The 26033-nt window shown below is 38.2% G+C and carries 22 protein-coding genes and 1 riboswitch; of the genes, 14 read left to right on the top strand and 8 right to left on the bottom strand.

The annotated features are described in order from the left end of the window. Positions 1-266 precede the first annotated feature (266 nt). The 3 genes from BW142_RS00960 to BW142_RS00950 are packed head-to-tail and all read left to right on the top strand — an operon-like array spanning position 267 to position 1822. Positions 267-791: a hypothetical protein gene (locus BW142_RS00960; protein WP_076923588.1), complete on the top strand. Its 525-nt coding sequence runs from the start codon at positions 267-269 to the stop codon at positions 789-791. Further along, entirely contained in the window at positions 784-1302 is a 519-nt protein-coding gene (locus BW142_RS00955) for a hypothetical protein (protein ID WP_076923587.1), read from the top strand. Before BW142_RS00960 ends, BW142_RS00955 begins: the two co-directional genes overlap by 8 nt. Further along, entirely contained in the window at positions 1295-1822 is a 528-nt protein-coding gene (locus BW142_RS00950) for a hypothetical protein (protein WP_076923586.1), read from the top strand. Before BW142_RS00955 ends, BW142_RS00950 begins: the two co-directional genes overlap by 8 nt. Before the next feature lie 542 nt (positions 1823-2364). Here the strand turns inward: BW142_RS00950 and coaD are convergent. After that, entirely contained in the window at positions 2365-2856 is a 492-nt protein-coding gene (gene coaD / locus BW142_RS00940; protein ID WP_076923585.1) for a pantetheine-phosphate adenylyltransferase, read from the bottom strand. A 198-nt stretch (positions 2857-3054) separates the two neighbouring features. Between coaD and BW142_RS00935 the strand changes: the two genes are divergently transcribed. Continuing rightward, positions 3055-3708: a TetR/AcrR family transcriptional regulator gene (locus tag BW142_RS00935; RefSeq protein ID WP_007581663.1), complete on the top strand. Its 654-nt coding sequence runs from the start codon at positions 3055-3057 to the stop codon at positions 3706-3708. A gap of 96 nt (positions 3709-3804) precedes the next feature. Then, positions 3805-5262 (top strand): tRNA uracil 4-sulfurtransferase ThiI, encoded by a 1458-nt coding sequence (gene thiI / locus BW142_RS00930; protein ID WP_024598607.1) that lies wholly within the window; start codon positions 3805-3807, stop codon positions 5260-5262. 25 nt (positions 5263-5287) lie between these two features. On the opposite strand, the gene BW142_RS00925 is transcribed toward thiI, so the two are convergent. Next, the gene (locus BW142_RS00925) at positions 5288-6190 is read right to left on the bottom strand and encodes a 2-dehydropantoate 2-reductase (protein ID WP_076923584.1); all 903 of its coding nucleotides are present in this window, start codon (positions 6188-6190) and stop codon (positions 5288-5290) included. Then, complete coding sequence (locus BW142_RS00920) at positions 6183-6536, bottom strand: VanZ family protein (RefSeq protein ID WP_076923583.1); 354 nt, start codon at positions 6534-6536, stop codon at positions 6183-6185. Before BW142_RS00920 ends, BW142_RS00925 begins: the two co-directional genes overlap by 8 nt. 152 nt (positions 6537-6688) lie before the next feature. Between BW142_RS00920 and BW142_RS00915 the strand changes: the two genes are divergently transcribed. From BW142_RS00915 to BW142_RS00905, 3 genes are all read left to right on the top strand, one after another. Beyond that, positions 6689-7171 (top strand): YajQ family cyclic di-GMP-binding protein, encoded by a 483-nt coding sequence (locus BW142_RS00915; protein ID WP_024598605.1) that lies wholly within the window; start codon positions 6689-6691, stop codon positions 7169-7171. Between the two features lie 159 nt (positions 7172-7330). Further along, positions 7331-8116 (top strand): ABC transporter substrate-binding protein, encoded by a 786-nt coding sequence (locus tag BW142_RS00910; protein WP_076923582.1) that lies wholly within the window; start codon positions 7331-7333, stop codon positions 8114-8116. 98 nt (positions 8117-8214) lie between these two features. Next, positions 8215-8379, top strand: a riboswitch (cobalamin riboswitch). 36 nt (positions 8380-8415) lie between these two features. Beyond that, a complete protein-coding gene (locus tag BW142_RS00905; protein ID WP_076923581.1) occupies positions 8416-10242 on the top strand; it encodes a TonB-dependent receptor in 1827 nt (608 codons plus the stop codon). Between the two features lie 77 nt (positions 10243-10319). Here the strand turns inward: BW142_RS00905 and msrA are convergent, their stop codons facing one another. From msrA to BW142_RS00890, 3 genes are all read right to left on the bottom strand, one after another. After that, positions 10320-10856 carry a peptide-methionine (S)-S-oxide reductase MsrA gene (msrA, locus tag BW142_RS00900; RefSeq protein WP_076923580.1) on the bottom strand — a complete coding sequence of 179 codons (537 nt, stop codon included), beginning with the start codon at positions 10854-10856 and terminating at the stop codon, positions 10320-10322. A gap of 85 nt (positions 10857-10941) precedes the next feature. After that, entirely contained in the window at positions 10942-14040 is a 3099-nt protein-coding gene (locus tag BW142_RS00895; RefSeq protein WP_076923579.1) for an efflux RND transporter permease subunit, read from the bottom strand. 3 nt (positions 14041-14043) lie between these two features. Beyond that, on the bottom strand, positions 14044-15096 hold the full coding sequence (locus BW142_RS00890) for an efflux RND transporter periplasmic adaptor subunit (RefSeq protein WP_076923578.1): 1053 nt from the start codon (positions 15094-15096) through the stop codon (positions 14044-14046). A gap of 246 nt (positions 15097-15342) precedes the next feature. Here BW142_RS00890 and BW142_RS00885 point away from each other — a divergent pair, with 246 nt between their 5' ends. The 6 genes from BW142_RS00885 to BW142_RS00860 all read left to right on the top strand — a co-directional run bounded on the left by BW142_RS00885 (position 15343) and on the right by BW142_RS00860 (position 20781). Continuing rightward, positions 15343-16047 carry a DUF2982 domain-containing protein gene (locus tag BW142_RS00885; RefSeq protein ID WP_076923577.1) on the top strand — a complete coding sequence of 235 codons (705 nt, stop codon included), beginning with the start codon at positions 15343-15345 and terminating at the stop codon, positions 16045-16047. 22 nt (positions 16048-16069) lie between these two features. Continuing rightward, positions 16070-16402, top strand: coding sequence for a hypothetical protein (locus tag BW142_RS00880; protein WP_024598598.1), 333 nt, complete (start codon positions 16070-16072; stop codon positions 16400-16402). 69 nt (positions 16403-16471) lie between these two features. Beyond that, positions 16472-18121 (top strand): DUF1566 domain-containing protein, encoded by a 1650-nt coding sequence (locus BW142_RS00875; RefSeq protein WP_076923576.1) that lies wholly within the window; start codon positions 16472-16474, stop codon positions 18119-18121. Positions 18122-18130: 9 nt separating this feature from the next. Beyond that, entirely contained in the window at positions 18131-18649 is a 519-nt protein-coding gene (locus BW142_RS00870) for a DUF1566 domain-containing protein (RefSeq protein WP_076923575.1), read from the top strand. 165 nt (positions 18650-18814) lie between these two features. Then, the gene (locus tag BW142_RS00865; protein WP_024598595.1) at positions 18815-19732 is read left to right on the top strand and encodes an AAA family ATPase; all 918 of its coding nucleotides are present in this window, start codon (positions 18815-18817) and stop codon (positions 19730-19732) included. Positions 19733-19743: 11 nt separating this feature from the next. Next, complete coding sequence (locus tag BW142_RS00860; protein WP_076923574.1) at positions 19744-20781, top strand: general secretion pathway protein GspB; 1038 nt, start codon at positions 19744-19746, stop codon at positions 20779-20781. A 53-nt stretch (positions 20782-20834) separates the two neighbouring features. Here the strand turns inward: BW142_RS00860 and BW142_RS00855 are convergent, their stop codons facing one another. Together BW142_RS00855 and putA are read right to left on the bottom strand one after the other, a co-directional pair. Then, on the bottom strand, positions 20835-22028 hold the full coding sequence (locus tag BW142_RS00855) for an HD-GYP domain-containing protein (RefSeq protein ID WP_076923573.1): 1194 nt from the start codon (positions 22026-22028) through the stop codon (positions 20835-20837). A gap of 118 nt (positions 22029-22146) precedes the next feature. After that, positions 22147-25950, bottom strand: a complete 3804-nt coding sequence (gene putA / locus BW142_RS00850; RefSeq protein WP_024598592.1) for a bifunctional proline dehydrogenase/L-glutamate gamma-semialdehyde dehydrogenase PutA — start codon at positions 25948-25950, stop codon at positions 22147-22149. Between the last annotated feature and the right edge of the window lie 83 nt (positions 25951-26033).

Below are 26033 nucleotides of genomic sequence, written 5' to 3'. Positions count from 1 at the left end.
CCTTAGGCGGCTCTGGCATGATGGTATTACCTATCTATATATTATTACTGGTTTAGCTATAAACTCAACTCTACATTTTCTCATGCATTACGACATCTATATATCAAATAATACAAGCTACTGGTGGCTTTGGAATGCTTACGCGATAGGGGTCAACGCTGTTGATTTTATAATGGTAGCTATATTTTTTATAAACAAAGATTTTTTAGCTTTAGCTGCAATTAAAACATGGTCCCACAATAGTATTATGAAAAGGAATAATAGTAGTGGCTGACATACTTTGGGCTCTGGTAGATTTAGGGTATAACGTAGCAATACTATTTACATGGTTCTTCCTAATCGCATTTTTATATAATCTATCAGCGAGTATTAATAAAAATGATAAAAGTAGAACGCATCTTTCATTTATAATGATGGTCTCATATATATCTAGTCTTTTTATGGATCCACTTATTGAAAATCCTCATCTAAATTACTTCTATTATGATCTTGCTACTATTAGCGCCCTGATACTTTGGCGATTTATATATAAAAAATTAGTACCAATTGCTTTCTCCTATTTAATTGTAGGTCTTTTTATTAATGCATGTTTATTTTTAGGTATGCACTACGATATTGAAATTGCAGGCACTCTTTACTATTGGTGGTTTTGGACTGTTTATATTTTTGGAATGTATTTTGTCGACTTTACAATGGCATTGGTGTTGATCATAAACAAGGATATTTTAGGTTTGTATAAACTAAAAGGGTGGTTGCGAAATAATAAATTCATAAAGGGGCATGATGGCTGACATACTGTGGGATCTGGTAGCGATTAGAGATTATGTAGGTATTTTTATTACATGGTTCTTTGTAATTGCATTTCTTTATAATTTATCAGCAAGCATAAACAGTCCCTATAAAAATACAATGTACCTTTCTGGTATTATGATGATTTCGTACACCTTAAGTACACTGTTCGATATGGTTATAGTGTCTCACTTAAACTATTTTTACTTCGATATTGCAACTCTAATTATTATTTTTACGTTTAGGTACTACAGTCGAGGCCCAATTCCTAACGCATTTTATTATCTTGTGCTTGGTCTGAGTATTAATGCATCTTTATTTTTAGCTATGCATTACGATATAGAGATTTTAGGTACTCTATATTATTGGTGGTTTTGGAACGTTTATGTATTTGGTATGTACTTTACAGATTTGATAATGCCATTAGCGCTTATCTTTAACAAAGATTTTTTAGGTCTAGTTAAGCTTACTAAATTTTTAACTGAACAATTTAAAAGGTCACGCAATGCTTGATTTTTTATGGCAGCTGGCTAGTTTATACGACTATATAACTATTTTTATTACATGGTCTTTTGTACTCGCTTTTTTATATAATTTGTCTGCAAGCATTAACAAGTCTGACAATAGCTGCACACAGCTTGCATTCATTATGATGGTATCTTACACCTCAAGTATTTTTATGGATCCCTTGAGCAATACACCCCATTTGACCCTTTTTATATTTGATATTATAACTATATTTTTTCTGGTTTTATGGCGGATCTATTTTGGTAAAAACCTCCCTGTAGCCTTTTATTATCTTTTAGTTGGACTTAGCTTTAACGCATTTGTTTTTTTTGGAATGCACTACGACAGTATTGTTTTAGGGAATTTAGATTACTGGTGGTTTTGGGCCTTATATGCAATAGGGCAAATAATTTCTGATCTAATGATGCTTTTAGTTCTCCTAATTAATAAAGACTTTTTAGGTTTGGTTGCATTAAAACGGTATTTACTTAATCGTATAAAAAACATTCATCAAAAGGTTGAATAAAATGGAGGAGCTATTTTGGCAATTAAATTCAGTTAACGAATATTTATTACATGGCTTTTTGTTTTTGCTTTTTTGTTCACTCTATCAGCTGCTATTAACAAGCAAGATAAAGGCCGAGTTCACCTTTCTTTTATTATGATGGCTTCGTATACATTTAGTTTATTTATGGACATAACTACTGCGGCTCCGCATTTAAAGTTATTTATATTTGATGTACTAACAATTGCCGTTATTTTTATTTAGCGTATTTTTTTAGGTCGTAAAATACCGTACGGATTTTATTATCTTATTGTAGGGCTTGCTATCAATGCCTCACTGTTTATGGGTATGTATGTTGATAATACGCTTTATGGCAATTGGGATTTTTGGTGGTTGTGGATGCTGTATGGTTTTCTTATGCCTGTTATTGATATCACTATGGCGCTAATACTAATTATTAATAAAGATTTGCTAAAACTTGTTTGGTTAATTGAAAAATTAAAATCATCATCTACACAAAAGCCGAATTAGCGCATACAAGTTATGTGCTAATTCGGGAAGTGTTATTGGGCACCACAGCCCAGTTTAGTTTTTAGCGCTTTGACAATTACAGGGTCTACAAACTCGCTTACATCACCATTGTGACGTGCTACTTCTTTGACAAGCGTTGATGAAATAAATGAATTTCGCTCTGCGGGTGTTAAAAATACGCTTTCTAAATCAGGGTTTAGGCGGCGGTTCATATTCGCTAATTGAAATTCATAGTCAAAATCAGAGACTGCTCTAATACCGCGAATAAGCACATTAGCATTGTGATCGCGCGCAAGGTCAGCCAATAAACCAGAAAAACCAATGACCTTAACATTATCTAAGTGGTTTAAAATAGTGTTTGCAAGCTCAACACGTTCTTCAAGGCTAAAGCAGGGCTTTTTACTTGGATTATTAGCAACAGCAACTAATACGGTATCAAACATTTTAGCCGCACGTTGAATAAGGTCTGTGTGCCCGTTAGTTAGTGGATCAAAGGTGCCTGGGTAAATTGCAATAACTTTCATAATATTCACTGTTTATTATTTTAGCGCTAGTTTAACAGTGTTTATGCCACAAAGCAGCCTAGCTAAAAAACCATATAAACACTTACTTTTAATAAACAGGTCAGTCCATGGTGGGAGTGTTTTAATGATTCATATTTGTTTATACTGTTTACCTCTTTTGAGTGTAATGTAGCCTATAGATAATTTGAGTATTAGCATATGAATACCAAGGATAAAATAATACACACCAGTATTTTGTTGTTTAACGAAAATGGTGAGCGTGCAATAACGACAAATCATATTGCATCAAACTTAGGGATGAGCCCGGGTAATCTTTATTATCATTTTAAAAATAAAGAAGACATTATCCGTCATATTTTTGCTTTATATCGCGATCATTTAAATACTCACTTTAAACCAATAAATAAAGATGATGATGCATTTAATCATTTAACGGCTTACCTAGATTCGCTATTTGAGCTGATGTGGCGCTATCATTTTTTTTACGACAATCTCGGTGATATTCTCTCTAGAGATGCTGATTTAAAACAAGCTTATATTGATTTTCAACTAGAATTACTAGAGCAAGTTCGTAAAATTATTTTAGGACTTCGCGACAGTGAAATGATTGCTATTGATGAGCAGGATGTCATTGATTTAGCACATACACTAAAGTTAACGGTTAGTTTTTGGACGCCTTATATTAAAGCCCGTAGGCCAAGTGGTACGCTTGCTGAGCAAGATATATATCATGGTATTTTAAAAGTACTTACATTATTTAGAGCGTACAGTACCGATAAGAGCATTGATAAAATGAACCTGCTACGCGAAAAATATACTGAATTAGCACAACAAGCCCCAACTGTTGTTTAGCCTTTGCTCTTGGTTGTTTCCTAGGCGCTGAATTTTTTGCTATAATCCCGCGCCAAATGCCTGGGAGCGCGAATTCCCGCAGTCTAAGAGTGAACTATGCTTAAATTTATCGTCAAACTACATCCTGAAATAGCCATTAAAAGCCGTTCGGTCCGTAAACGCTTTACTAAAGTGTTAGAAAATAACATTAAAATTGTATTGCGACGTGTTGACGAAAAAGTACAAGTAAGAAATAACTGGGATAACATTTCAGTTGTTACGAAACTTGAAGACGCGCAAGTTCGTCTTGATTTTATCGATAGCCTTAAACGCATCCCTGGCATTGTTCAATTTATTGAAGTAACCGAAACACAATTCGAAACTCTTGATGATATCTACCAAAAAACAATAGCGTTAGTTGGTCATACAATTGTAGGTAAAACCTTTTGTGTTCGTGCAAAGCGTATAGGTCAACACGACTTTACCTCAACTGATTTAGAGCGTTATGTTGGTGGTGGATTAAATCAACATATCGAAGGCGCAAGCGTAAAGCTTAGCCGCCCAGAAGTAACAATACGCTTAGAAGTCAAAGATGATAAAGCTTACATTGTTTCGCAAACCCATTTTGGTATGGCTGGTTTTCCGCTGCCAACGCAAGAAGATGTGCTTTCGCTTATGTCGGGTGGTTTTGACTCTGGCGTAGCAAGTTACCAAATGATTCGTAAAGGCGCGCGCACACACTTTTTATTCTTTAATCTAGGTGGCGCAGCGCACGAAATTGGCGTTAAGCAAGCAAGTTACTACTTATGGAAAAAATACAGCTCTACGCATAAAGTTAAATTTGTAACGGTTGATTTTGAACCTGTTGTTGCTGAAATATTAGAAAACGTTGAAAACAGCCAAATGGGTGTTGTACTTAAACGTATGATGATGCGCGCGGGTAGTGTAGTTGCCGAAAAGTTAAACATTCAGGCACTTGTCACTGGTGAAAGTATTGGCCAAGTATCTAGTCAAACATTAGCGAATTTAAGTGTGATTGACCGTGTTACTGAAACACTTATTTTACGTCCGCTTATTCAACACGACAAGCAAGAAATTATTAATATTGCTCGCCAAATTGGTACAGCCGAAATGGCAGAAACAATGCCTGAATACTGTGGTGTTATTTCCAAAAAGCCAACCGTTAAAGCCAAAATAGACGTTATTCTTGGTGAGGAAGAAAAATTCGACTTTGATGTGCTTGATACTGTTGTAAATAATGCACGTATAATGGACGTGCGTGATATTGATGTAGAAGCTAAGCAAGAACTTAAAGAAGCTGAGTCGGTTGCTGATTTACCTATAGGCTCTGTAGTAGTTGATATTCGCTCTCCTGAGGAAGAAGAAGCTGCGCCCTTAGAAATTGATGGTATTGAAGTGGTGCATTTACCGTTTTTCCGTCTGGCGACTAAGTTTGGTGATTTACCAAAAGACACTGACTATTATTTATATTGTGATAGAGGTGTAATGAGCCAACTACAGGCACTTATGCTGCACGAACAGGGCTTTGAAACTGTAAAAGTTTATCGTCCGTAAAGTAAAAAACTTATATAAGCGTGGTTTATACCACGCTTTTTTTTGCCTGAATTTTAGCAAGTAACTCATCATTGTAAGGTGTTGGAATACCGTGGAGTTTACCTTGTTGGCTAATATAGCCACATATAGCTGATATTTCAGTTTCTCTGCTATGCGCTACGTCTTGCTGCATTGAAGAGTAATTGTCAGACGTTAATTCCATTATTTTATAAGCGGTATTAAGTGCTTTAATCAATGGGATATTAAGCCCTTGTACCTTTGCTATATTGCATGCTTCAGTGAGTGCATTAAAAATTATAGCGTTGTACTTAGGTGCGCGTAAATCACCATTTTTTACATTATTTAAGGCGCTTAATGGGTTAATAGCAATATTTACGAGTAGTTTTTCAAAGCGAAGCTGCTGAATGTTATTAGTAAACTTTAGGTTGGGTATTACTTTAAAAATATCAGCTATTGGCGCACTATTTTGAAAAGCTAATTCATTACAATCACCAATAACGCTTTGCCCTTCACCAGTGTGCTGCACAATGTATTGGTTTGATTTAAAGCCCGCTATGCTTGTAGTTAAAAAGTAGAGCGCTTGGTGAGTGCTTAGTTGGCTATTTACCTCATCAACATTACCCATTCCATTATGCGAAAGTACAACAGAGCAATGATTTGGTAAAAGCGGCTTTATTTGTGAAAATGCATCAAGTACTTGAAAGGCTTTAACGGTAAATAAAACAACATCAAATTCAGCTGCTTTATTTAGCTGATTTAATGAAATAAATTGTGCGTCAATTTTTTTAGATGCGCTTTTACCTCGACTATAAAAGCGGGTATTTGTTGGGCTCTTGCGAGTTAAAACACTGACATTATGCGACGCGCTTAGAAAATGGCTAAGTAACAAGCCAATAGCACCATCGCCAACAATTAAAATATTAGCCATATGGATTCTTTTTTCGAGGTGTAAAAATTACTCTAAGTAAAAAGTAGCTTGCAGCACCTGCAAAATCAGCAAAAAAATCACCGAGTGATGCTTGCCTATATGGAAGTGCATCTTGCATTATTTCTATAGAAGCGCCATAACCAGCCAATAAAAGTATTTGCGCATATAGAGGAAGCTTAAACGCTTTATCCATTATTATGGCTAGTATAAAAAAAATCCCAAAATGGGCGACTTTATCAACATGAGGAAATAAATTTACAACGCCACCTTTTACTTCTTTGGCAAATAAAAAGGTAAAAGCTACTATGCTGATTAAAAAAATTGCTTGATAAACACGCCTTGTCACGACAAATCCTAAAATCGCTTAAAAAAGAAACTGGATTATATCAAACTAAATTAGTATCGCACCTGAACAAGATGCAGAAAAATGTAAATATTTATAATTTTAGCGTTATAATTGCGACATAAAATTAAGATTAAATAGTTAGGAGCAAACCAATGCCTTCATTTGATATTGTATCTGAAGTAGAAATGAACGAAGCTAAAAACGCAGTTGATAATGCAAATCGTGAGCTAGAGACCCGCTTTGACTTTAGAGGGGTTGATGCATCTATTGAGCTAAATGATAAAACAATTAAGCTTAAAGCTGAAGCAGACTCTCAGGTTATGCAATTATTTGATATTTTAGCAAGCAAGATATCTAAGCGTGGTATGGATGTATCAAGCTTGGAACTTCAAGATATTAGCCGTGCAGGTAAAAATGTTTTTCGTAATGTGGGCTTAAAACAGGGCATCGAAAAAGATATGGCTAAAAAAGTAGTTAAAGCCATTAAAGACTCTAAAGTTAAAGTTCAAGCTGCTATTCAAGGCGAAGAAGTACGTGTAACGGGTAAAAAACGTGACGATCTTCAAGAGGCTATGCAAGTAGTACGCAGCGCTGAACTAGGTCAGCCTTTTCAGTTTAAAAATTTCCGCGATTAATAAAGCTTTATAAGCTTTGTAATAAAGCGCGCTTTGATTTTTTACTTTTGATTAAAGCCGCTTTATATATTCCCTTCTAAAGACCTTTCTTCGATTGATCCGCTTTTTAGTATTTAAGCTACTATATTTATTACATGTGATTTTTATACAAGGTATTAAATGAAAGCCTATCAATTATTTTTGCTATTTCTGTTAGCTCTATTTACGCAGCCTAGTTTATCAAAAGCAATTGATATTAATATATTGGTTGAAGATGGCTATTTCCCGATTGTTATTGATGCACAAACACAACGGGGGCTTGCACCTGAGTTTATAAAAATATTGAATGACTCACAGAGCGAATTTAACTTTATACTCAATTCCTTACCTGTTAAAAGGCTATCTAAGTCTGTTGAACAGGGGCATTTTGATGTTCTATTCTTAATGGCATTGCAATGGATCCCGCAATCTATGCGCTCGAATGTGATGCAAAGTAGTTTTTATATGATTACAAAAAATGAGTTATATGCGCTTAAAGAAAATGCAATAAATCAAGCTTATTTTAATGATTTACGAGCACTAACAAAAGTAGGGGTTTTAGGCTATTCGTATCACTTTGCTGGCTACAATACTGATGCATATTACTTAAGTGAGGAGCACAGTGTTAGCCTTACTATAGACGAATACAACGTGGTAAAAATGTTGTTACTAAAGCGTGCCAACATTGGCGTACTAAATAGCATTGCGTACCAGTATTTTAAAGACCAAAAAGCTTTCGATATGAGTTTGCTATACAAAAGTGAAATCCCCGATGCCGTTTTCGATACTCACTTTTTAGTTAATACTCAGCAAAGCAAAATATCAGCGTCTAAAATTGATGCTATTCTTAATTCTTCAGCTATTAAGTTCCAGATCAAAAGCCTGCTAAATAAATACGGTGTTTCTTCAAGTTTTAATATTGAGTAATACTTATAGTTAAATTGTTTTAGCTGTATAGACGTCCGTTGACATTTGTAAACAAAATGCTCACAATAGCCGCATATTTTTGAGGTGCTTGCTTAATGCTTATGCATTGGTTTTAAGGTATTGAAACTAACAGCAAGATAATCGGGAAGTTGGTGAGTTTTCATGATGACTACAAGCCCAACACTGCCCCCGCAACGGTAAAGTATTGCATATTTTTATGTGCTTACTGAGTCCGGAGACCGGCCTTGATGCAATCTTACTTACTTAAATCTTTGCGGTGGGCAAAGGTAGGGGACATCATGTTAAACAAAACAACTCTAGGCGTTGCTATTTCTGCTGCGCTTTCATTTTCTGTGTCTGCTGCAGATAATTCAATTGAAAAAATAACCGTTACTGCTAATAAATTTGAGCAATCAATCAATGACGTTTTAGCGAGTGTAAGTGTTATTGAACGCGCTGAAATAGAAGCAAGCAACGTACGCGATTTACCAACCTTATTAAGCACGCGAGTTGGTTTTCAGGTTAATCCAAACGGTGGTTTTGGCCAAAATACAGGTGTGTCACTTCGTGGTACTGGCTCTGGCGATACGCTAATTTTGATTGACGGTGTACGTACGGGTTCTGCAACACTTGGTCAAAAAGCATTAAATAATGTTCCTCTAAATAGTATCGAACGCATCGAAATTATTAAGGGCTCTCGCGCGGCTGTTTACGGCTCTGATGCACTTGCTGGCGTAATCAACATTATAACGCGTGAATCAGATAACTTATCTTTGAGTGCTACGTTTGGTTCTGATTCTTATCAAAATTATCAAGTGGCAGGCTCTGTAAAATCAGGCGATATAACAACAGCATTTAATGCAGGATTTGAAAAAACAGATAACTTTGATGTACTGCAAGGCGTAGCACCCGATGAAGATGGCTATGAAAATAAAAATCTTGGTTTTAAAGTAAATTATTCTGATGCACACTACGGCGACTTTAAGTTATTAGGTCAATACAGTGAAGGTTTCGCAGATTACGACAGTCGCTTTAGTCCAGCCGACAGTACGATTGAACGAGATGATTTTAAAAACTACCAGCTTTCTGCAGGTTGGAGTAAAAACTACACTAATCAAACGCACAGTATTGATTTAGCGCTAGCAACGGATGATTCAGACAATACATATGTCGATTTTTCAGTTGGACCAACAACAAGTACTTTTATAACTAAACGCACACAGGTTGATTATAACGGCCAATACCTACTATCTGATGAGCTTAACATTAGTGGTGGTGTTAACTGGTACAACGATGATGTATCTCATAGTTCGCAACTATTTGTTGAAGACAGCCGAGATGTACTTGCTGTGTTTGTAGGTGCTTACTACGATGCAGATAAAGTATTGGCTAATTTAACTGTTCGCCAAGATGATGACGAGCAATTTGGCGACGAAACAACGTATACAGCTGCTGCAGGTTACCATTTATCTGAAGATGCAACATTTCGTATAAGCCAAAGTACTGGCTTTAAAGCCCCTACATTTAACGATTTATATTTCCCACTTTATGGTAACCCTGATTTACAGCCTGAAAAATCAGTAAACCGTGAGTTAGGTTTGAGTGTGGACTTTGATATTGCGCAAGTTGATGTTGCAATATTTAGAAACGATATTGAAGATAAAATTGATTACGATGCAAACTTTGCATTAGCTAATATCGATGAAGCACGTTATGAAGGGGTTGAATTTAGCTTATCTCAGCAGTTTTTTGGTTTTGATAGCAACCTTAACTTTGCTTATTTAAGTGCAGAAGACGAAGAAACGGGCGCAGAGTTACGTAATGTTGCTAAACGCACATTTAACTGGGAACTTGCAAAACAGTTTGGTGCTTTTGATGCAAGGTTAGACATGCAATACCGTAGCGACCGAGAAGGTGCAGTAACGCGTTTAGGCTCTTACACGCTGTGGAATTTAGCGGGTAATTACCAAGTAAATGAACACATTGAGATTTCGCTTCGTGTAGAAAACTTATTTGATAAAGAGTATAACGCGGTTGACTCAAACGCTGATTTTACAACGGGTCAAGTGTATTACTACAACACACCAGAGCGCCGCTTTTTTGCAGGCGCAAGTTACCAGTTTTAATCGCTTTCAATAGTTAAAGAGTAAAAAAGACAAAAGCCCGATTTAAATCGGGCTTTTTACTATGCGACTAAACTTAGTTACTCAGTTAAAAACTCTTTAAATACGGTTTCAAACTTATGTAATTTAGGTGCGATTAAAATACTGCAGTAACCCTGCTGTGGGTTTTCGTTATAGTAATCTTGATGGTAATGCTCTGCTGGATAGTATGTAGTAGCAGGGCTGACTTCTGTCACAATTGGCTCACTCACATGGCTTTGCAGTTGAGCTATCATTTCATTGGTTTGCTTTAGCTGAGCTTCATCGTGATAGTAAACAACGCTTCTATACTGTGTGCCTATGTCGTTACCTTGTCGATTCAGCTGTGTTGCATCATGCAAAGTGAAAAACATTGCCAGCAGTGTTTCAAAGCTAACGACAGTTGCGTCAAATTCAATCTTAACAACCTCAGCGTGCCCTGTTGTGCCAGAGCATACAGAATTATAGGTTGGGGCGTCGGTTTCGCCGCCTGTATAGCCAGAACTCACATCTAATACGCCATTTACACGTCTAAATGCAGCATCTATACACCAAAAACAGCCGCCACCAAATGTTGCTACTTGCGTTGTTGAGCTCATAAGTATTCCTAAAATGTATATGGAGTTTAAAGGCGAGCATAAATTGTATGCGCCGCAACAACAAGGTTACGGCGCAATAAAGAGATTAGATCTCTTCTAAAGGCTTTTCTGTGGCTTGTTTATCTAGTTTTTGCTGTAAAAACTCAGGAGACTGCGTATTACGTGCTAATGCATAATAAGCCGCTGGTACTACAAAAAGAGTTAATAAAGTTGATACTATTACCCCTGTGAATATTACAACACCAATTACCATACGACTTTCTGCACCAGGCCCAGAGGCGAGTACCAATGGTACTGAACTCATAACAGTTGTGAGTGAAGTCATAATAATTGGACGTAAGCGTTGAGTCGCTGCTTGCAATATCGCTTCGCTAAACTCAATGCCTTTATCGCGTAATTGGTTAGTAAATTCGACGATGAGTATACCGTTTTTAGCACTTAACCCTATGAGCATGACAATACCTATTTGGCTGTAAATATTTAAGGTAAGCCCTGTAGCCCAAAGCCCGAACATAGCACCCATTAAACCAAGTGGTACTGTAAGCATAATTACAAATGGATGCATAAAGCTTTCAAACTGCGCGGCAAGTACCAAAAAGGTAACCGTGAGTGCAAGTATAAATACGTAGGTCATTGCTGAAGCACCTTCGTAATATAACTGCGATTCACCTTTGTAATCTATTGCGCCATCTATATCGTTTTCTTCAGCTGCTACTTCATTTAAAAAGTTAAGTGCTTGTTCTAATGTATACCCTTCAGCTAAATTAGCACTAAGCGTAATTGCACGCATACGGTTATATCGGTTCAAGCGAGATGCAGTTGCTTCTTCTTTTAAACTAATAAGGCTATCAAGCGGCACTAGTTCGCCACTACGCGATTTAAGATAGATATTTGAGATGTCTGTAGGGTTCGTAAAGTCTTCTTTTGTACCCTTTAAAATTACATCGTACTCTTCACCACGATCAATAAAAGTAGTAACACGGCGTTGACCCAACATTGTTTCAAGAGTGGTACCAACATCAGATACTGATACACCTAAATCAGCCGCTTTGTTTTTATCAATACTGACTAAAAACTGCGGGAAGGTTTCTTTGTAATCGTGATCCAGTTTTAACAACCCTGGATTTTCTTCTGCGCGTTTAATAATACGGTCGCGCCAATCAGCAAGTTGCTCATAGTCGTTACCTTGCAGTACAAACTCAAGAGGTTGAGATATACCTCTACCGCCAATGCCTCGTCGCATAATGGCAAATGCGCGTACGTCAGTAACTTCCTGCATTTTACCGCTTATCTCGCCCATTACTTCCCATGTTGAACGCTTGCGTTTATCCCAATCAGCCATCCCAACAATTGCTACACCACCGCTGCTACCAAAACCAGGCACTCGCACAAGTACACGACTTAATTCGCCAGCTTCAGAGTAGGGGATAAGGCGTTCTTCAATTTTAGCCATATTGGCTGCATTATTTTCGTAACTAGCGCCTTCAGGTCCATTCATAAGTATAAAGAAAGTACCGCGGTCTTCTTTAGGTGTAAGCTCAGACGGCACTTGTAAAAAGAGTGAGTAACTAACAAAACCTGCAAGCAACAAGCTCACCATTAAACCCCATTTTCGGGTCATGTTAGTCGTTAATGAATTACGGTAACTCGATTCTATTTTTGTAAATTGACGGTCCATCCATTGGCTAAATTTATTTGGCTTGTCAGATACTTTAAGTACTTTAGAACAAAGTGCAGGTGCAAGTGTCAATGCAGTAACGCTTGAGAAAAATACAGCTGCACTTACTGCCATTGCAAATTCAGTAAATAATGCACCTATACGGCCATCCATAAATACTAATGGTACAAACACAGATATAAGTACAAGGGTAGTTGCTACAATAGCAAAACCAACTTCACGTGCACCTCGGTATGCAGCCAGTAGTGGTGGTTCGCCTAATTCGATACGGCGGTGAATGTTTTCAAGCATTACGATGGCATCATCAACAACTAAACCAATGGCAAGCACCAAGGCAAGTAAAGTTAGTAAGTTAATTGAGTAGCCCATTGCTAGTAAAAACATAAAGCTACTAACTAACGCTACAGGTACAGTTACCGCAGGAATGAGCGTGGCGCGTATATTACCTAAAAACAAAAATATAACTAAAACAACTAACCCCATCGAAACAGCGAGGGTGCTATATACTTCACTTATCGACTCCTTAATAAATACAGATGAGTCGTAACTATCTTGAATAGTTGTCCCTTCTGGCAAGTTGCGCTTTATTTTTTCAAGTTCACTACGTGCGTTATCTACTACGGTTAACGTGTTAGCTTTGGCTTGTTTTACAATGCCTAAACCAATCATATTACGACCATTGCCACGAAATAAACTTTCGTCATCTTCAGCTTCTAGGCGTACATCGGCAACTTCCCCTAGACGCACTAAATAACCTTCTTCACCTCGTTTTATTACAAGGTTATTAAAGTCGCGCTGATCTTTGTAACTACGCGCTGTACGTACTGTAAAGTCACGGTCGATAGATTCTATTTGGCCGGCTGGTAACTCAACGTTTTCAGTACGTAATGTGTTTTCTATATCGCTTGAGGTAATACCTCGTGCAGCCATTGCTTGGCGGTTTAGCCAAATTTTCATGGCGTATTTACGCTCGCCACCAATACGTACGTTAGATACGCCATCAACAACCGCTAAGCGGTCTACTATAAAACGTTGGGCATAGTCAGATAGTTGCAATGAGTCCATTTTATCGCTGTTTAATACAAACCATACGATTGGGCTTTCATCACTATTCGATTTAGACACTTCTGGTGGACGTACCTGGTCTGGTAAACTGTCTAGTGCGCGCGCTACACGTTCGCGTACATCGTTAGATGCCGCATCTATGTCACGGTTAATATCAAACTCGATAGTAATATTAGAACGACCATTTTGGCTCGATGAATTAATACTTTTAATACCCTCAATACCCGAAATTCGATTTTCTATTATTTGCGTAATTTTGGTTTCTATAATTTCGGCTGAAGCACCTGTGTATTCAGTGCTGATATTTACAATGGGCGTTTCAATATCAGGATATTCACGAAGTGGCAACATTGTAAATGCCACCAATCCAAAAGTAAGAAGAAGTAAATTAATTACAATGGCAAAAACGGGGCGCTTGACGCTAGTATCTGTAATTTTCACGTATTACCCCTTTACGCTTACTTTACTTCCAGAGCGAATTTTTATTAGCCCTTCAGTAACAACTTGCTCGCCATCGGTTAAGCCTTCGTCTATAGCAACCCAACCATTATTCCTGCCAGCAACATGCACTTCAATTCTATTGGCTATTCCATCTTGAATTTGAAAAACAAAGTGTTTGTCCTGCAAAGGTATAACTGCTTTTTCTGGCACCATTAAAGCTTGGTTGCTGCTTAGCTCAAGTGCTGTATTTAATAACATACCAGGGCGAAGTAATCCTGATTTATTAGCAAAACTTGCTGTTACTTCAACACTGCGTGTAACCGAATCAATACGCGAGCTAATATGCGTTACCTTGCCGTTAAATGTTTGTTCTGGGTAGGCATCGTTTTGGGTAAGTACTTTCATGCCCATACTTAATTGTGCTAAATATTTTTCAGGTACTTTAAAGTCAACTTTAATAATACTAATATCATCAAGTGTTGTGATTATTGTTGTATTACTTACGTAGGCACCTATTGATATTTCACGCTTACCTAACAGGCCTGAAAACGGAGCACTAATAGTCATCTCGTTTAATTTAGTTTTAGCGCTTTCTAGTTGAGCCTCTGTTGCATCAACCCGAGATAATTGCTCTTCAAGTAACGATTTTGCCGTTGATTGGGAGCGAGAAAGTTCGGTTAGGCGATCTAACTGGCGCTTTTCTTCACGTAAGTTAATGCCAAGCTCTTTAACCGCAATTTCTTCTTGTTGGCTTTGTAGCTGTACTAGTTTTTGTCCTTTACTGACTAAGTCGCCGTCTTTAAAATATATATCTGTGACATAATCGTTTTGCGCACTTTTTATATAGATAGCTTGGTTTGCACGCGCGCTACCGATAGCTTCTATCATCACAGCATTTTCCTGTGAAGTAACAGTATGAGCAGTTACCTGAGTAGACATTTGTGATGAATCGGCCTGTTCGCCGTGGCTAGCGGGTAGATATAAATAAACGCTAAATATTAGAAGTAACGTAATAATAAATGGAAAAAGTGCTTTACCTGATTGTCTTGAGTACATTGATTTCATACCTGAAAATGAATTGTAAGTATTGTACGAAATAAGACCGGGAAAAGACGGTTATGTGTCTCATAAATTTGTGCGTTAAGCGTAAAAGTAAATAAGATTTATTCATTGTTCCTATTTTGTTGAGGTAAAAGCGGTAATGTATGAAATTTAAAACTACCTGTAACTTATGTATAACAACAAGAAAGGTCATAATTTGGGCCATTATTATGTTTGTTTTTTATATGGTGTTTTACCAATATGGATAAATCTAACAATGTCATTAAGTTTCGAGCACAAGGTGCGCGAAACGCAATTGAGGTGCTCGCTGTAGGTGCTATAGGCTTAGCTTTTATTATGTTATTCAATATACTAAGGCCAGGTGAAATTAGCATCCTTGAAGTGTTTTTAGTTAGTTTGTGCCTTGCTGCTATTTTTATTGGCTTTTTGAAAACCCAAGAGCCATATCATAGTCTTATTTTAAGTGAGTCGGAGCTTGTTTATTGCCATAAGTACGGGGCTTGGTGTATGCCGAATAGTAACTTTCATCACAGTGGTATACCCAAAGTAGAAGATGGCTTTGATTATTTAGAATTAAATGCAGTTGGTGTTAAGGTAAACGACATAGACGAGTTTTTAACAAGCATAGCGCCTAGAATTGCAGGAAAATTATTAATAGAGCAGCGTAACTTATTCATGCAAGTTGTTCAAAAACATTGCAAAAATGGCAATTGCCCATCAGAATGGCTAATAGAAGATACACATTACACATCCCATAAAGGGATAAGCTATACTGGTCTTATAGCTATGTTTGCTAACAGGACTAAGCACCTTCGACTGTTAACCGGTTACGATTTATTATTGCCAGCCAGTGTGTTGGATAGAGATATCTGGACATTTAGTGCTAACTTAAATAAATGGAAGCGCGAGCCTAGTCAGTTTATAGCGTCGCAAATTAATAATTAAGCTGCGACTGTAGGAAAGAAAAATGAGCCAAGACAGAGCCTTTTTAAAAAGTGGTCGAAACACCATAATACATAAAGATAAAAAGCACGATTTAGTAATTGTAAACTCTGAAATTCATCCCAAAATTAAAGTGACTCAGCATGGCTTAGAGCCATTTAAAGAAGAGTTACCTAAAAACCGCCGTGACGCAAAAGAACGTTATTTAGAGATGGTTTATGTGAGTAGCGCTGATGTATTCGGCGAAGAAAAACAATTACTGTTTATTCAAGCTTTAGATGGGCGTGAATACAAAGTAGATTACAGTAAAATAGGTACAAAGTTGTTTGTACGCATTCATCAAGATACATATATGTAGTACTTTAATGGCATCTTTATTGCTTATGATTACACTATAGTAATTATTTGACATAATAAGGTGCTGCGTATGAAAGCGTTTGCTTTAATCCCCCTCATTTCTTGTGGTTTGCTGAGTGCGTGTGGAGGCGGTGGCGGTGATAGCGATAATACAGTTGTAGAAACGTCTGTTAATGCTGGAACCGATTTACAAATTATCGAAAAAACTGAATTTACCATCACAGCACAAGGTTCCCCTGCGGATGGTACGTTTTCATGGCAACAGGTTAGCGGCCCAAGCTTAGAAGGTTTTCCGCTTGATGGCGCAGAGCAAACACTTACAGCCCCTGACGTAAAAGCTGACAGCGAAATTATCTTAAGAGTGAGCTACGAAAGTACGGGTAGCAGTGCTGTTAGTGATGATATTACAATTTCGGTTAGCTCTAATAATCAGCTTCCTTTAGCCGTTGTTACCCAAACCTTACCAGAAACACTCCCTTCTGTTTACAATGATACAGTGACTTTGAGCGCCCTTGAGTCGAGCGATCCTGATGATAATGGCCAAATTGATAGTTATTTGTGGCAACTGCTATCAGGTCCTGATTTAGATATTGCGAGCTTTAACGAGTCAACTCTTAGCTTTTCTCATCCATTACTAGAAAGTAACGTAAATTTATCTTGGCAGCTAACAGTCACTGATGATGAAGGCGGTGAGGCGAGTACTCAATATTCAATGACACTTAATAAAACAAATGAACTAGTGGATGCAAATGCAGGCGCTGATCAAAATGTCGAAGAGTTTGAAGAAGTAACGCTTGATGCAACGAATAGCGAAACTGTCACCGATACGTATCAGTGTAAATGGCAACAACTTACCGGTAATAGCGAAACATTAAGTAATAGCGACCAATGTACAACGACATTTTTTGCCTCTGATGTAGATACTGAATCCACGTTGAGCTTTGAAGTAACGGTAACCGACTCAAAAGGACGCACCGATACAGATTCTTTATTTGTTGATGTTACACCCAAGGCGTTAGGGCTTATAAACGACAGCGGTATAGGTGAGTGTTATAACAACACCCAACGAATTAACTGTGAAAGCGATGACTTTCCAGCGCAAGATGCTGAGCTTGGACGCGATAGCTATGCAAACCGCTTAGATAAGGTTGGCAAAGGCAATTTAGCGTTTGACTACACTAAACTTAATCAGTTTGCTGATGAAGTTGGTAATGATAGTAGTGACTTTACCTGTATACGCGATAATGTTACTGGACTTGTATGGGAAGTAAAAAGTGAATCCTCAGGAGTATTACCAAATACAAGTTTGCGTGAGGGGCAAAATCATTACTTTTGGGATGTAGGGAATACTACTTTTACCGATATCAGTACAGCCAATTCAACTTGTCCGGATGATACGAGTTGTGGAGTACAAAGTTATATAAACGAAGTGAATAACTTAGATTTTTGTGGTGGTACAAACTGGCGGTTACCTACTTATACAGAGCTTTTAGGTTTAATTGATTACGGTAAACAAGGGCAAAGCATATTAATTGATGAGGCATTTTTTCCTAATATGCCCAGTGAAAGTGCATTAAGCCATTTACGTTACTGGACCTCACAAACCGCAGCCGATGGTACCAGTTTATCGCAAGCGTATATCATTGACATGAGTGATGGTAACGATCTTGCTTATCCAAAAGAAAATACCGCGTATGTTCGTTTAGTTAGAAGCCGTTAGGAGAAAATAATGAGATTAAAATTACTCTATGCACTAGCAACTATAAGCTTGAGCTTTAATATTGCAGCGGCGCAAACGTGCTACGACGGTGCAGATACCACAACACCGACAGATAGATTTACTATAAATACAGATGGCACAGTGTCTGATACCGAAACAGGCCTTATGTGGCAACGCTGTAGTTATGGGCAAACTTATAATACAGAGACCCAGCTTTGTGAAGGCTCTACACCTTCTCTTACTTGGCAAGAAGCACTACGCGGTGCTAATAATGATACAACCGCAGATTACGATGATTGGCAAATGCCTAACATTAAAGAGCTTGCGAGTATTTTAGAGCACAGTTGTACCGAGCCGAGCATTAATGAAGAGGTGTTTTTTGGTACTAAGCTTCAAAACTATTGGTCAAATACATCGGGTGTTAGCACGATGAGCTCAGCGTGGGTTTATCAATTTGATAGTGGGCTTAATAGCTTACATGCCAAAACCAGTAATGTGTATTTACGGTTAGTGCGCTACGAAGAGTAAAATGCATACTAAGATTAGACAGACAAAAGTGCAGCCTTAAAACCGCTGCATTTTTTTGTTTTACATAAATTTACGTTATTTCAATAATAAAGCGCTTACAACGTTGTCACTTAGCGCGTTTTTTTGCCATTATAGGCCGTGATTTAATTACGAAGGAACATCACGGTGTATTTAAGCTATTTTGGCCTGAATGAAAAACCTTTTTCAATTTCGCCCAACCCTCATTACTTATTTTTAAGTGAACGACATAAAGAAGCCTTAGCACACCTTACCTATGGATTAGGTGAAGACGGTGGTTTTGTATTATTAACAGGCGAAGTGGGTACAGGTAAAACTACAATTACCCGCAGTATGTTAGAGCAGTTACCTGAAAACACGCAAGTAGCTATGATCCATAACCCAGCACTTTCAGAGCTAGAGTTATTAGCCAGTATTTGTGATGAGCTCAACATTAGTTATGATGCTAATAATGCAACGCTTAAAAGTCTTACCGATATTATAAAAAAGCATTTAGAGACCAATAATAAATCGGGTGGGCATACCATTCTTATAATTGATGAAGCGCAGTTACTTGCCCCTAATGTGCTTGAACAATTACGCTTGTTGACAAATATAGAAACCGATCATAAAAAATTATTACAAATAGTATTGGTTGGGCAACCTGAGCTACAAGAGCTTTTAAAGCGCAATGAATTAAGGCAACTCGCCCAGAGAATAACAGCTCGTTACCATTTATTACCACTTACGCAAGGCCAAACAGTAGCTTACATAAAGCACCGTTTACATGTTGCAGGATGTGATAAAGGAATTTTTTCGATGGATGCTATGCAAGCTGTTCATCAATTAACCGGTGGTGTGCCACGATTAATGAACTTGGTCTGTGAGCGAGCTTTGGTAGGCACTTTTGCAAAGCAGCAGTTGATAGTTGATAGCGATATAATAAAAAAATCAGCACATGAGTCATTACCCATGGATTTTGTAGCGCCCGTTAATGAGGCTAACAAAGCAACGTCACTAGTACCATATAGCCTTGCATTCGCTGCTTTATTTGCCGTAGGCATTGGGCTTTCATTTATTTTATAGTTAGGTAAGTTATGTCTTATTTATTAGATGCGCTAAAGCAGTCACAGCAATCAGATATGAGTGCTGAGCAATACGACTTACAATCAGAGCAGTTAAAGCAACAGCAAGCACTTAAGCGTTATAGACGATTAGCGCTAGTATTTGGTACAAGCTTAGCTGCTTTTATTGCGGTAGCTGGTGGGTTTACTACGGGTAAGTGGTTTCAAGGTACTACTTTATTAAACATATCGGAGCCCGCTGTAATTAAGGTGGTTGAAAGTGAAAAATCGTCACCTAAAGAAGAAGTTAAAGAGGTAGATGTTGAAGTTGAAAAACAGCAAATAGCTAAGTTAGAGCCTGCTAAAGTAGCTCCAACAAATATAGCAACGATTGAAGGACAACTTGTACATGTGCAAACACCTAATGGTGTACAGCAAATGTTATTAACGCCTAATGGGCAATATATTCCTATGCCATCAAGTCAGGGCGGGAATGCAGCAGGCTATAATCAGCAGAGCGTGCAGCAAGTAATGCCAGTTCAAAATTATAATCAGCCAGTATTTAATCCACAAAGTAATTACAATCCAAATAATATGCAGAACGCTTCGGTATTTGGGCAAAGTCAAAATACAGCATCAGCTCAACTAGATATGAGTAAATATAAAGTCCTGGGTAAGCCAATTAATGGTAGCAACCAATCTCAATTGATGAGCGATCCTGAACTTGATGAGGTGCCTACAACACTTAAAAATGCGTTTGCTCAAGCTATACAAGACGTCGAAAAGAATCAAGATTATGAAGTTACACAAGCATCAAAAACGTCATCACGTGTTGAGCCTGTAGAATTGCTACCTGATGGTTTGCAATCAATGTTGCCTAGTATTAAATATCAAGCACATATATATTCATCGAGTGCTGATAAGCGTTGGATCAAGCTAAATGGCCGAGAGCTACATGAAGGTGAGAGCATTGGCGCTTTAACTGTAAGAGAGATTACACCTGAACAAAGTGTACTTGATTTTGATGGTTATGAGTTTAGCTTAAAAGCTTTGCAAGATTGGCCAGAGTAAGCACTTAGCTATTTAATTGAGAGCTCGGTAGAATGTTGGGCTCTCAATATTGCTTAGGATAATATTGAGTTTTTATAAAAACGTTCTAAATCAATATTATACTCTTTAGGTTTCACCGCTGATTCAAGGGTATCTAGGGTTTTTTTATTAGATAAATCGATATCTTTTATCTCTGTATAGCGACTATGTTTGGCGCTGTAAAATGTTTTAACAATAGGCTTTAGTGGTGTACTTGGGTTACTCTCGGTCACTAAGCCAACTTTTTGACTCGATAACCTAACAAGCGTTCCTACTGGGTGAATACCAATACATTGAATAAACTTATTAAGCAGCACAGGATCGAAGCTATCTGGGCACCCATCTTTTAGTATTTTAAACGCTTTTATTGGCTCCATGCCTGCCTTGTAAACACGCTCTGCAGTGAGTGCATCATACACATCTACAATTGACGCCATACGTACGTATTGGCTTATTTCGTCGCCCTTTTTACCAAATGGGTAGCCTTTACCATCAAGCCTTTCATGATGCATACCAGCAATATCAACAGCGATACCTGTTAAGCCGGACTCTTCTAAAATTTCTTTACTGAAAAGCGAGTGCAATTTCATTATTTTAAATTCTTCATCAGTAAAGCGACCAGGTTTATTCAGTATTTCATCTGGAATTTTTATTTTTCCAATGTCATGTAAAAGTGCGCCTGTAGTCAGCTCAATGATAATGTTTTTTTCTACACTTAAATGCTTAGCGAAGATCCCCATTAGTATCGATACATTAATAGAGTGCTCAAGTAGGTAGGCATCTTTTTGGCGCATTTGAGTAAGGCAGGCTAGGGCATCTTGGTTTCTAAAAACAGAGTCCATAAAGCCACTTGCCAGCTCTTTAAATGGCGCAATATCTATATCGCGGCCTGCTTTTATATCTTTAAATGCTTTTATTTGTAGCGTTTTAGCTTCGTCATACAGCTTTTTTGCCTTTCCCATTTCTTGTTCGGCACTGTGTGTTTTTTGCCAAGGGTCGCGCTTTATTTTTGTTGTAGGTGTCGCAATTGGATCTTTTTCGGGGACTGTATCAATGAGGGTTTTATCAGGGTCGATTTCTATTTCTAGAATGCCTGCTTTTATCAGGTTGTTAATACCTGCCTGAGTTTTAACCCAGCCTTGATTTTTAATTTTGATACTACCAGTTTGCTTGGTAACACTTTGTACAAACATACCTGGGAGTAGCTGACTAACGGGAATTATTTTCAAATTTACTGCTTCTGTTACTAATCTTTAACTAACTTAACAAAAACATACGTTACTACCTAATAAAAAAGGCACTTTTCAGTGCCTTTTTTTATTTTTTATTTAAAATACATTAGCTTAATTATTCATCATCTTCAACAAGCGTCATTAGTGATGTGTTACCACCTGATGCTGTTGTATCAATACTGATTGTTTTTTCAGTAATAAGACGTTTAATCAGTGTATCGTAATACTCAGAACTAATTACTGGTAAAATTGCGCCTTTACGCTGTGCAAGCTGTTGGCTAAAGTAGCCTAAGCGAGACGAGCGAGCAGCAACTACCGCACCGGCTAAGTGAGGGTGGGCCAAAATAGCTTGTAGCTGGTTAGGTTTAGCTACTTGGAAAACACCTTCAGCAACACCTGTAGAGATAAATTTATCTTTAAAGGCAACGGCTTCATCATAAAACAGCTCAGACGCTACTGTAATTACCGTATTACCAGCGGCAATAGCAGTAATGATAGACAATGCCCAGAAGTTAAATGATGTACTCTTATCTGCATAACACACTACACAACCACGTGCTTCTAGATGAAGTGTATTAGACTCACCCGTTGGCCCAGGCAGGGTAGTAAACTTACGCATGTGCTTTTCAAGGCGGTTAAGCTGTGCACGTGCTTCTGATAGTGTTAATGCTAAATCGTCTGCTAAATCGTCGATAATTTCTACCGTCGCGATTTTAGCAAGCAACTGACGTACAGCCGAAACACGGTCGTTTAGTGGTGTTGCGCGCCAGATTTTTTCATCGCGCATTGAGTTCGTCATTAGCTTTTGAACTTGTTCATTCGCACCGCTGTAGTGGTGTAAATCAAGCTCATCTGGCGTCAGGTTAGTCATTTGTACGTTATCTGGTGATGCTTTTTCTTTTACTAAACGTTGTAGGTAGTTAGGGCCACCGGCTTTAGGGCCAGTACCTGATAAACCACGGCCACCAAACGGTTGCACACCAACAATTGCACCAATCATGTTGCGGTTAATGTAAACATTACCTGCACGTGACATTTTAGCAAGGTACTCACAACGCTCTTCAATACGTGAATGAACACCCATTGTCAGACCATAGCCCGTGTTATTTATTTGATCCATCACATCATCAAGTTCATTCGACTTAAAGCGAACAATATGTACACATGGGCCAAACACTTCACGTTTGAGTACTGATAAGTCTTCGATTTCGTATAAGCGAGGGGCAAAAAAGTATGCGCCATTTTGAGTGTTATCAGGGATTTTACACTCGTAATGAAGTATAGAATTACCTTTTAAGTACTCAACGTGTTCATTTAAGTTTTTAAGTGCTTTTTCATCAATTACAGGACCAACATCAGTTGATAGTAACGCTGGGTCGCCAATGTGTAACTCAGCTAGAGCACCTTTGAGCATTTCAATAATGCCATCAGCTACGTCATCTTGAATGAATAAAACACGAAGGGCAGAACAACGTTGGCCAGCACTTTGAAAACCAGAACTGATCACATCGTCAACTACTTGCTCAGGAAGGGCCGTTGAGTCAACAATCATACAGTTTTGGCCACCTGTTTCTGCAATTAACGGTACTTGTATATCGTTACGTGCAGCAAGTGTTTGAGAAATTAATGTGCCTGTTTCAGTAGAACCTGTAAACATAACCGCTTGAATGCGCTCATCAGGAACGATTGTTTTACCTACTTCAGAACCACGAGCAATAACCGGTTGAACAACATGCTCAGGTAAACCAACAGACAGCATTAGTTCAATAGCACGAAGGGCGATTAAACTTGTTTGCTCAGCAGGCTTAGCAATTACAGTGTTACCTGTAACAATCGCAGCAGCAACTTGACCTAAGAATATTGCAAGCGGGAAGTTCCACGGGCTAATACATAAAATAACGCCACGGGCTTCAAAACGCTCATCTTTAGATAACTCTTCAGCGCGCGCTGCGTAGTAACGACAAAAATCAACCGCTTCACGTACTTCATCAATACCATCTTGCGCTACTTTACCCGCTTCTTTAATACAGATAGCGACTAGTTCATCATGATGGCGCTCTAAAATATCAGCAACGCGGCGCAGTAAATTAGCACGGTCTTTTACAGGTGTTTGTGACCATGATTCAAGTGCAGCTTCAGCATTCGCCAGTAATACTTTCATCTCTTCGCCAGTTTGCAATTTAACGTGGCCGATGATTTCTTTGTGATTTGCTGGGTTTTTAACAGCCAATGAGCCTTCTGGTACTTGGCTTTGCTCAATTAAGTGTTCGTTAAACCATGTTTCAAGATTCTCTTTGAAAGGGGTAATAACGTTAATATCGGTTAAATCCATGCCTTTAGAATTAGCACGTTCTTCACCGTATAAATCAATCGGCATTCTGATTTGCGTATTGTACTTATTACGCAAGCCTTGCAGTGTTTCTACAGGGTCTGGTAGTAATGATTCAACAGGTTTTGTTGTATCCACAATGGCGTTTACAAATGATGAGTTAGCACCATTTTCTAACAAACGACGAACAAGGTAAGCAAGTAGGTCTTCGTGTTGACCAACGGGTGCATATACACGACATTGAATTTTTTCTTCGTTAACGATTTGGTCGAATAATGATTCACCCATACCGTGCAAACGTTGAAATTCAAAACCTGTGTTGTCGCCTTTCGCTACTTCTAAAATAGTCGCAGCAGTGTAAGCGTTATGTGTAGCAAATTGCGGATAAAGCACGTCGCGCGCTTCAAGCATTTTAATTGCACATGCTTTGTAAGAAACATCGGTTGTTGCTTTACGAGTAAATACAGGGAAATGCTCTAAACCATCTTGTTGTGTGGTTTTGATTTCTGTATCCCAGTATGCGCCTTTAACTAAACGTACCATCATCTTACGACCAACACGGGTTGCAAGGTCTGTTAGCCATTCAATTACAAAAATAGCGCGTTTTTGATACGCTTGAACCGCTAAGCCAAATCCTTGCCAATCACCAAGATCTTCATCACTAAATACCGCTTCAATTACATCTAGAGAAATATCTAAACGGTCAGCTTCTTCAGCATCAACAGTAAAGCCGATATCGTATTTCTTAGCGGCAAGCGCAAGCTCTTTTAACTTTGGTACAATTTCTTCCATCACACGGTCTTTATGAGTGAACTCATAACGTGGATGAATAGCAGAAAGCTTAACTGAAATGCCAGGGCTCTTAATTGGACCACGACCATTGGCCGCTTTACCAATAGAGTGTATAGCGTTCATGTAGCTGTCAAAGTAACGCTTCGCATCTTTCATTGTGCGCGCGCCTTCACCTAGCATATCGTAAGAATATACATAACCTTTTTGCTCTGTATCGGCAGCACGTTCAATTGCTTCGTCAATGGTACGACCCATAACGAATTGCTTACCCATAATTTTCATAGCAAAATTTACAGACTTACGAATAACTGGCTCACCTAAACGACCAATGGTCTTTTTAAGCATACCGAACTGTTGTTCTTTCGTTTTGTCAGTGTAGTTAACCATTTTACCGGTAACTAATAATCCCCAAGAAGACGCGTTTACAAATAAAGAATCGCTACTTCCTAAATGAGAGCTCCAATCACCTTTCGCTAACTTGTCGCGAATCAGTACATCTTGAGTTGCTTTGTCTGGTACACGAAGCAGTGCTTCGGCCAAACACATTAATACAACGCCTTCTTCACTTGAAAGTGAAAATTCATTTAAAAGCGCATCAACACCGCCTTGCCCATCTTGCTCTTTACGAATGTTTAAAACAATCTGGCGGGCTCTTTCCCAGGCACGACTTCGTGCTTTTACGCCTACTTCTGCAAGCGGTAAAATATGATCAATAACCGCATTTTCATCTATGCGGTAGAAGTCACGGATTCTTTGTCTAATAGGACAAATCGTTGTTAAATCGCCGTTGAATAACATAAGCAACCCTCAGGAGTGTTAAGAATTAAAGTAAAATTAATTACCAATAAATTACCAGTGATATTGTGAGTGCATTCTAATTA

This window comes from Pseudoalteromonas sp. EB27, assembly GCF_001974875.1.
Taxonomy (GTDB): Bacteria; Pseudomonadota; Gammaproteobacteria; order Enterobacterales; family Alteromonadaceae; genus Pseudoalteromonas.
This window is presented reverse-complemented; position numbering and strand designations above follow the sequence as displayed.